The organism is Moorena sp. SIO3H5 (genome assembly GCF_010692395.1).
Taxonomy (GTDB): Bacteria; Cyanobacteriota; Cyanobacteriia; order Cyanobacteriales; family Coleofasciculaceae; genus Moorena.
In genome coordinates this window covers 1-1072 of the sequence record NZ_JAAHHS010000815.1, presented here as the reverse complement: position 1 = coordinate 1072, position 1072 = coordinate 1, and the positions used below count along the sequence as shown (strand labels likewise).

Here is a 1072-nt window from a genome sequence, read left to right as displayed (position 1 = left end):
TTGAGTAAGTGAGGAATTGCTTGCTGTTGGATATTAGTTGGCTCAGTAAAACCTAATTTTTCTAGTTGTTGAGCGCGTTCTTGGGAAAGGCCTAATTCTTGAAACGAAACAGTCATTAAGTCTCCTGATGTATTGGTTTAATTTTTGAGTTGGGTTTGATTAGCTGTTATTAATAGTGGTGAAATAGTTAACAGCCAGCAATTTAGCTCTGGACTACCTGACCATAGAGGTCATAGGTATCGGCGTTGTCGATCAATACTGGCACAATGGTTCCCAATTTGACTTCACCTTGGACATATACTTGTCCGTCAACTTCTGGGGCAAATCTACCGGAACGACCAATTAACTCTCCTGTGCGGAGATTTTCTTGTTCTATGAGTACATCCACCACTTTGCCTACTTCTTGGAGATTTTTGCGCAGAGAAATCGGCTGTTGAACTATCATTAAAGCATCTCGCCGTTCATCCATTACTTCCTGAGGTACTTGGTGAGGCAAATCGTAGGCTGCTGTACCTACCTCTGGGGAAAAAGTAAATACACCAACATGATCGAATTGGTGATGCTGGACAAATTGCAGTAAATGCTGAAAATGTTCCTCTGTTTCTCCTGGAAAGCCAACAATAAAAGTTGTCCTTAAAACGGCTTCTGGTAATGCTGTCTTAATCTGCTCAATTACTGAGTTATTAACTCGTCCTTGCCAGGGACGATTCATCCCCCGTAGCACTTCCGGGTGGGAATGCTGTAAGGGCAAATCTAAATAGGTCAGAACGTTGGGAGTTTCCTTGATGGCAGTTAGTACATCTGTTGTTAATCCTGTGGGATAAGCATAATGTATGCGGATCCAAGGTACATTCACTTTACCTAAAGCCCGCAGTAACTCCGCTAACTTGGGTTTGCCGTAAATGTCTAAGCCATAATTGGTGGTAATTTGAGAAATCAATACAATTTCCTTTACCCCTTGGTCTGCCAATTGTTCTGCTTCGGCAACAATGGATTCAATTGTTCGCGATCGCTGTTTTCCTCGCAAATGGGGAATAATGCAGAAGGCACAGCTATAGTCACACCCTTCTGC

General features: G+C 42.6%; 2 protein-coding genes. Both read right to left on the bottom strand.

The features are described 5' to 3' along the window. A partial coding sequence (locus tag F6K52_RS36725; RefSeq protein WP_293090213.1) for a DEAD/DEAH box helicase occupies positions 1-116 on the bottom strand: 116 nt, incomplete at its 3' end. An 86-nt stretch (positions 117-202) separates the two neighbouring features. Further along, on the bottom strand, positions 203-1072 hold an 870-nt coding region (gene rimO, locus F6K52_RS36720), incomplete at its 5' end, for a 30S ribosomal protein S12 methylthiotransferase RimO (protein WP_293090211.1).